Source organism: Betaproteobacteria bacterium, assembly GCA_016791345.1.
Classification (GTDB): domain Bacteria; phylum Pseudomonadota; class Gammaproteobacteria; order Burkholderiales; family JAEUMW01; genus JAEUMW01.
Genome location: JAEUMW010000448.1, coordinates 1 through 7,305 on the forward strand (window position 1 = coordinate 1; position 7,305 = coordinate 7,305).

Sequence of the window (7,305 nt, forward strand, 5' to 3'; positions counted from 1 at the left end):
ACGAGCGGGCAGCTGCGACCCTTCATCTCGATCACGCCGGTGTACCAGGGCAACGCAGATCTCGATCGCCGCGGGGACTTCAGCACGCGCGGGGTCATCCTGCGCGGTGGCGCAGCGTACAGCCTGGGCGGCGCCAACAGCGTCGGCCTCACGCTCAACTACGACTATCTCGACTATTCGTTCTCCACGCCGAGCTCGCTCGGCATCAGGGCGCCGTGGGGCACCGTCCAGCGTTATGGCTTCACGCTGCCGCTGTCGTTCGACGTGGGTGATGGCTGGAGTGTGGGTGCTGCGCCCTCGGTCGACTGGGTGCGCGAGAACGGTGCGGACAGCGGCGAGTCGGTCGTCTGGGGCGGACTCGTCTCCGGCACCAAGCGCTTCGACGACGGCAATCGTGTCGGCCTCGGGGTCGGCGTGTATGACCGCATCGACACCACCAGCGTGTTTCCGTTTCTCATCGTCGATTGGCGCCTGGGTGACCGTTGGCGCGTGATCAACCCGCTGCCGAGCGGACCTACCGGTCCTGCGGGACTCGAGCTCGACTACCAGTTCGACGGTGGCTGGACCGCCGGTGTCGGTGCGGCGTGGCGGGTGCTGCGCTTCCGTCTGAGCGAGACCGGTTCGACGCCGAATGGCATCGGCGAGGAGCGCGGTGCGCCGATCTTCCTGCGCGTGACACGTAGTTTCAACGACCAGATGGCGCTGCACCTGTACGGCGGCGTGGTGGTTGCCGGGAAGCTGCGGCTGGAGAATGCGTCCGGCGGATTGCTGCGCGAGGACGACTTTGACGCGGCGCCGCTCTTCGGCGCGAGCTTCGTCGGGCGCTTCTGAGCCGTCGTCCTTCCGCCACGCACAGCGGCGTCGCACGTGCATCCGGGCGACGCTGTCCGCGTCGTCTCAGTCCCGCAGCTCGCGTCCCGTCAGCTTGAGGAAGACATCCTCCAGGCTTGCCGCGCGATGCATGTAGTGCAGCCGCGGCCACGCCGCGAGCGATGCGATCAGCGCATCGGCGTTGCGCAGGTAGCAGAATACGGTCTCGCCGGTGCGCTCGCAGCGCTCGGCGTGGCGGCTGCCGGCACGGCTGAGCCAGTCTTCGACACCGTCGCCGTAGACCTCCACCACCTCGGGTTCGATATGCTCTGCAATGAGCGCTTGCGGGCCGCCTTCGGCGATGAGCCGCCCCTGGTCGAGCACCGCGAGGCGCTGGCACAGGCGCTCGGCTTCGTCCATGAAGTGCGTCGTCAGCAGCAGTGTCTTGCCTTCCGCCGCGAGCCGCTTGAGGCGATCCCAGATGAGATGCCGCGCCTGTGGATCGAGGCCGGTGGTGGGCTCGTCGAGCAGGATGAGGTCGGGATCGTTGACGAGCGCCCGCGCCAGGGCAAGCCGCCGCTTCATGCCGCCCGAGAGCGACTGGATGGTCGCCTTCGCGCGCCCTGCGAGCCCGGCGAACTCGAGCAGGTCGGGGATGCGGCCGCGGGTGGTCGCGTCGCTCTGACCGAAGTAGCGGCCGAACACCAGCAGGTTCTCGTAGACGGTGAAGTCAGGGTCGAGGGTGTCGGACTGCGGGACGACGCCAATGCGCGTGCGCGCCTCGCGGGCGCGCGCGGGGACCGGCAGGCCGAGCAACTCGATCTCGCCGGCGTCGGGCTCGGTGAGGCCCAGGCACAGGCGCAGCGTCGTCGTCTTGCCGGCGCCGTTGGGACCGAGGAGGCCGAAGCATTCGCCGCCGGCGAGCTCGAGGTCGACGCCGGCGACGACCGTCGTGCCGCCGTAGCGCTTGGTGAGCCCGCGGACCCGCAGCGGCGCCATCGTCCGCGCGCTGGCCGAGTCACCCACGACTAGTGACCGCTCGGGTCGGACCAGCCGCGCGCTGCGGCAATCACCATGTCGTGCAGGCAGTGCAGTTGACCGTGAAAGAAGTGGCCGGCGCCAGGCAGCACGAGCACCGGCAGCTCCTGCGGGCGTGCCCACTCCAGGATCTCGGTGAGCGACACCACATCGTCGTGCTCGCCGTGAATGATGAGCGTGTTCCGGGCGACCTTCTCGACGTCGAAGCGGCCGACGGCGGGCGCCACCAGCACCATCCGCTGCGGCTGCAGGTATTGCGCGGCGCGGCTTTGCACGAAGCCGCCGAAAGAAAAGCCGGCGAGCAGGATCGGCAGATCGCCGGCGCGCTGACGCGCGTAGTTGGCAAGCGCCAGCATGTCCTCCGTCTCGCCGCGGCCCTCGTCGTACAGCCCCTCGCTTTTGCCCACGCCGCGGAAATTGCAGCGAAGCGAAATGTTGCCGAGCTGGGTGAACGTGCGCGCGAGCGTGTTCACCACCTTGTTCTCCATCGTGCCGCCATACAGGGGGTGCGGATGCGCGATGAGGGCGATGCCGCGACGCGGGCAGGCCGGCTCGTTGACGAGCACCTCCAGGCGCCCGGCCGGACCGTCGATAAAAGTGCGCTCCGGATGCGGCGGTCTCAAATGCGCAGTCGCTCCACGATGCGGCCGTTCTGCAGATGCTCGGTGATGATCTCGTCGATGTCGCTCTGGTCGACGTAGGTGTACCAGACCTCGTCCGGGTAGACGACGATGACGGGTCCTTCGGTGCAGCGGTCGAGGCAGCCGGCCTGGTTGATGCGCGTCCTGCCGTGCCCGGCGAGGCCCAGCGCCTTCACGCGATCCTTGGCATAGGCGCGCAGGGCGGACGCACCGCGATTGTTGCAACAGGCCTCACCGGCACCGCGCTGATTGCAGCAGAAGAACACGTGGTAGCGGAAATAGCTCAAGGCACCTCCGGAGCGCGCGCGAAATTATAGCGTGCGCGCACGCAGCCTGCGGCATCCGGGGGCGTAGCCCATTCACGCATATAATTGCGCCGCAGATTTCGACTCGATGCCGAGCCTTCTTCCGAACCCACGAATCGGAGACCCTTCATGACCTTGTTGCGCACTTTTTTCTGCGCCGTGCTGGCGCTTGCCGTGCTGCCTGCGCAGGCAGAGAACACCCTCGAAGAGAACGCGGCCATCATGCGCGCCGTGCAGTCGACGGACGCCAAGACCCTGGTCGCGCAGAACCTCAAGCTCACCGACGCCCAGGCGAAGGCTTTCTGGCCGGTCTACGACCGCTACGACGCCCAGCGCGCGAAGATCGAGGACCGCGTCGACACGGTGCTCACCGACTACCAGCTGAGCTGCGAACAGCTGTGCGACGAGAAGGCCGGTCAGCTCATCAACGAGTGGATGAAGGCCCGGCAGGACCTCGACAAGCTTCGTCGGCACTACATCGCCAAGTTCGGCGCGGTGATTCCACCGACCAAGGTGCTGCGGCTCTACCAGATCGAGGGGCTGCGCGAGGCGGTGATCCGCGTCGACCGTTTCCGGAAGGTGCCGCTCGCGAAGTGAGGGCGTGGTTCAGCGGTCGCGGCGCGGTTTGCGGCCGAGGAAGAGCCAGACCAGCGCGAGAAACGGCCACGCGGTGCCCACGGTGTGCGCCAGGCCGGTGAAGTTGAGCAACTGGCCGTAGTGCCAGTTGAAGAGTCGCAGAAAATCGAGGTGATTCGCATCGCGCGCGAAGATCTGGGTCAGCGCGATCACCGTGAGCAGCGACATCGTGCACCCCAGACGGCGCCAGCGCTCCGACGTGAGGAGGAACAGGCCGAGCAGCGCGAGTCCGGACGCGGCGCCCATCCACACTTCGCGCGACAGCCACTGGAAGCGGGCTTCCGGTCGCAGCAACAGAAAACCCGCCGCCAGCTTGATGAGTCCCGCGGTGAGCGCGAGGAGGGTGGTGCCGACGAGTGCCTGCCACGGCTTGCGCACGAGCGCCGCGAGCATCAGTCCCACGGCGAGCAGCGTGAACATCGCCGCACCCATCTCGAGAATACTGAAGGCTGGCTGCGCGTAGTCCGGTCGCAGTGCGGAGCCGCCCGGCACGCGGATCGCGACGTTGCCGAGCAGCGGCAGCGACGGATTGAGCTGCGAGGCGAACCAGAGGGCGAGCAGCGCGAGCCCGATGTCCGCGTGCACGCCGGGACGGAAGCGGCTGCGCAGCCACATGAAGCGGCGCGAGACGAAGTCAAGGCTGCCGGTGCGCACCGCGATCATCGCGCCGAGAAAGGTGCCCGTGAGGTTCATCGCGGAATCGAGGTTGGAGCTGATGCGTCCCGGCAGGTAGCCTTGCGCGAACTCGAGGCCGAGGCTCACCGCCCCGCCGGCCAGCGTCGCAGTCAGCAGGGCAACATCGCGCGGCACGTAGTTGATGAGCGCGAGCGTGAGCAACAGCCCGAGCGGGAGGTAGGCAACGGCATTGATCGTGAGATCGAAAGCCGTCCAGTAGCGCGGCCAAGGCGCGGTCAGAAACGCGAACGGGTCGCCCGCCGGGGCGCGCCAGCCGGCAAAGGGCGTGAGGCTGGCATACAGGATGAGCAACAGATAAGCTAGGGCAAAGAACCACGCCAGACGCGGGCCGCTCGCTTCGAGCTCGGCCGATGGCGCGGTAATCATGCCAGTCGATCGATCATCACGCATGAAATACTACGACATCTTCAACGGGGACGCGGACGGCATCTGCGCCTTGCATCAACTGCGCCTGTCGGAGCCGCGGGACGCGGTGCTCGTCACCGGCGTGAAGCGCGACCTGCGGCTCGTCGAGAAGGTCGAGGCCGAGGCCGGTGATGTGCTCACCGTCCTCGACGTCTCGATGCAGGAGAATGCCGAAGCTTTGCAACGGTTGCTCGCGCGCGGTGTGCGCTGTCAGTACTTCGATCATCACTATCCCGGAGACATACCGTCACATCCGGCCCTGACGGCGGTCATCGACACGAGCCCCGACGTCTGCACGAGTCTTCTCGTCGATCGCTACCTGAGCGGCCAGTGGCGGCCGTGGGCAGTGGCGGCGGCCTTTGGCGACAATCTCGACGAGACGGCCCGGGTGGCGGCCGCGCCGCTGCAGCTTGCGGCGGCGCGCATCGAACTGCTGGCCGAGCTTGGCCGCCTGCTGAACTACAACGGCTATGGCGAGCAGATCGCCGACTTGGTCTATCCGCCGGCGGAACTCTACCGCATCGTGAGCCGCCACCGTGACCCTTTCACGTTCATCGAGGAAGAACCGGCATTCGCTGCGCTGCGCGCGAATCAGGCAGAAGACCAGAGGCGCGCGGCCGCGCTGCAGGCGTATGCGGAGACTGCGTCCGGCGCCGTCTACGTGCTGCCGAACGCGGCGTGGAGCCGGCGTCTTTCCGGCACCGTGGCGAACGATCTCGCACGCGCGCGCCGCGAGCGTGCCCATGCCGTGCTGGTGGCGCGTGAAGGCGGCTTCACGGTGAGCGTGCGGGCGCCGCGCGATCGGCCGCTCGGTGCGGACGCGCTGTGCCGCCGATTTCCCAGCGGCGGCGGTCGCGCCGCCGCGGCGGGCATCAACATGCTCGCGGAATCCGATCTCGACCGCTTCGTGGCGGAGTTTCAGCGCGCTTTCTGAGCGCTTGTCGCATCCCTGAAAGGAGCAATGCCATGCCCGCCCGCATCTTGCCGATCGCACTTGCCGCGATGGTGCTCAGCGCATTCGTCGCCACCCCCGCGCCTGCCCGCCAGTACTCGACGCCGCTGCACCGCTGCGTGAACGCGGCGCTGGCGAAGAAGCCCGGCAGCGTGGTCTCGGTGAGCCAGGAGACCGAGAACGGCAGGCAGATCTATGAGATCGACATCATCGGCAACGACGGCAAGCGCTGGGAGCTGGACTGCGACCTCGAGACCATCAGGATCGTCAAGATCGAGCGCGAGGATGACGACAGGGGTCGCGGGTCTGCGGCGGCGCCCGCAGCGGCGGTGCCCGCAGCGCAGGCGGCCGGCGGCCCCGGTGTTACCGTGATCTCGCCGCAGCCGATCTTCAAGGTGAGCGAAGACCGGGCGAAGGAGATCGCGTTGCGTCAGTATCCCGGCACCATCTCGTCGGTGGTGTACGAATATTCCGACGGTCGCCCCGGTTACGAGATCCACATCCGCGGCAATCAGGGGCAGCGCATCGAAGTCGAGATCGACGGCATCAGCGGAGACGTCACGGAGGTCTCCGAGAAGCCGCGCTGAGCTTTCTCGCTGGGGATGGAATCGCCCAGGACCGCCGCCGCAACGGAACGGCTGCGGCCGCGCCGCCGCCTGCACGGAATCGCGACCGGACTGCTGGTCGCCATGCTTCTCGTGTACGGCGTGGCGACGCTGTATGCACCGAGCTACCCGTGGCTGGGCGTCGTGCGCGCATTCGCGGAGGCGGCCGCAGTGGGTGCGCTGGCCGACTGGTTTGCCGTCGTCGCCATGTTCCGTCACCCGCTCGGGTTGCCGATCCCGCATACCGCGATCATTCCCCGCAACAAGGACCGCATCGGCGCGAGCCTCGGCCGCTTCGTCGAGCAGAACTTCCTCGAGCCGGAGCTTCTCCACAACAAGCTGGCGGATGTCGACCTCGCGCGCCACGCCGCGCAGTGGCTCAAGCAGGAAGGTCGCAGCAGCGCCGTTGCAACGCGTGTCACCGACCTCCTGCCGCAGCTGCTGGATGCGGTGGAGGACGAGGACGTCTCGCGATTCATCTCGGAGCAGCTGCTCGCGCGCGTCGACGAGATCGAGGCGGCGCCGCTCGCCGGTCGGTTGCTCGGCATGCTGACGCAGCACGATCGTCACCAGGAGATCATGGATGCGTTGCTCAAGTCCGCATCGCGCCTGCTCGGTGAATACGACGGCATGATCCGCCAGAAAATCACCGAGAATACCGCGTGGCTTCTGCGCAAGTTCCGCCTCGACGCGGTGGTGGCGAAAACGCTGCTCACGGCGGCGGAGCAGCAGTTAAGAGAGGTGAGCGAGGATCCGGCGCATCCCTGGCGGCTGCGCTTCGATGCCGCCGTGCGCGAGTTCATCGCGAAGCTCACGACCTCGCCCGAGTATCTCGCGCAGGGTGAACGGCTCAAGGCCGAGCTTCTGGAGCACCCGGCCGTGCGCAACTACGTGGCGGGGCTCTGGGGTGAGATCAAGGGCGCCGTCCGCCGCGATGCCGCGCAGCCCGGCTCGAAGCTCAAGGAGCGCGTAGCGGCGGTGATCGTCGGTTTCGCCGATGCCCTGCTGGTCGACGAGGCGCTGCGGCTCAAGGTGGACGGGTGGGTGAAGACGACCGTCGTGCGCGCGGTCACCACGCGCCGGCGGGAGGTCGGGCTCCTCATCGCGGAGACCATGCGCCGCTGGGATGCGCGCACGTTCACCGACAAGATCGAACAGGAAGTCGGCAACGACCTGCAGTACATCCGGCTCAACGGCACCATCATCGGTGGCCTGGC

The 7,305-nt window shown here is 67.6% G+C and carries 9 protein-coding genes; 5 read left to right on the top strand and 4 right to left on the bottom strand.

What is annotated here, in order from left to right; all coding sequences use genetic code 11:
• Positions 1-831, top strand: an 831-nt coding sequence (locus JNK68_16835) for a hypothetical protein (protein ID MBL8542010.1), incomplete at its 5' end; no start/stop codon positions are given.
• Positions 832-897: 66 nt separating this feature from the next.
• Here JNK68_16835 and JNK68_16840 read toward each other — a convergent pair.
• From JNK68_16840 to JNK68_16850, 3 genes are read right to left on the bottom strand one after another with little or no spacing between them, the layout of a single operon-like run.
• Entirely contained in the window at positions 898-1,809 is a 912-nt protein-coding gene (locus JNK68_16840; protein ID MBL8542011.1) for an ATP-binding cassette domain-containing protein, read from the bottom strand.
• Positions 1,810-1,838: 29 nt separating this feature from the next.
• Positions 1,839-2,471: an alpha/beta hydrolase gene (locus JNK68_16845; protein MBL8542012.1), complete on the bottom strand. Its 633-nt coding sequence runs from the start codon at positions 2,469-2,471 to the stop codon at positions 1,839-1,841.
• On the bottom strand, positions 2,468-2,776 hold the full coding sequence (locus JNK68_16850; GenBank protein ID MBL8542013.1) for a (2Fe-2S) ferredoxin domain-containing protein: 309 nt from the start codon (positions 2,774-2,776) through the stop codon (positions 2,468-2,470). Before JNK68_16850 ends, JNK68_16845 begins: the two co-directional genes overlap by 4 nt.
• A gap of 147 nt (positions 2,777-2,923) precedes the next feature.
• Here JNK68_16850 and JNK68_16855 point away from each other — a divergent pair, with 147 nt between their 5' ends.
• Entirely contained in the window at positions 2,924-3,391 is a 468-nt protein-coding gene (locus tag JNK68_16855) for a hypothetical protein (protein ID MBL8542014.1), read from the top strand.
• A gap of 9 nt (positions 3,392-3,400) precedes the next feature.
• Here JNK68_16855 and JNK68_16860 read toward each other — a convergent pair whose 3' ends face one another.
• Positions 3,401-4,492, bottom strand: a complete 1,092-nt coding sequence (locus JNK68_16860; GenBank protein ID MBL8542015.1) for a VanZ family protein — start codon at positions 4,490-4,492, stop codon at positions 3,401-3,403.
• 22 nt (positions 4,493-4,514) lie between these two features.
• On the opposite strand from JNK68_16860, the gene JNK68_16865 reads away from it, so the two are divergent.
• The 3 genes from JNK68_16865 to JNK68_16875 form a co-directional block, all read left to right on the top strand.
• Positions 4,515-5,465, top strand: a complete 951-nt coding sequence (locus tag JNK68_16865; GenBank protein ID MBL8542016.1) for an acetyltransferase — start codon at positions 4,515-4,517, stop codon at positions 5,463-5,465.
• A gap of 32 nt (positions 5,466-5,497) precedes the next feature.
• Positions 5,498-6,070 (top strand): PepSY domain-containing protein, encoded by a 573-nt coding sequence (locus tag JNK68_16870; GenBank protein ID MBL8542017.1) that lies wholly within the window; start codon positions 5,498-5,500, stop codon positions 6,068-6,070.
• 15 nt (positions 6,071-6,085) lie between these two features.
• Positions 6,086-7,305: DUF445 domain-containing protein (locus JNK68_16875; protein MBL8542018.1), on the top strand; the 1,220-nt coding region annotated here is incomplete at its 3' end.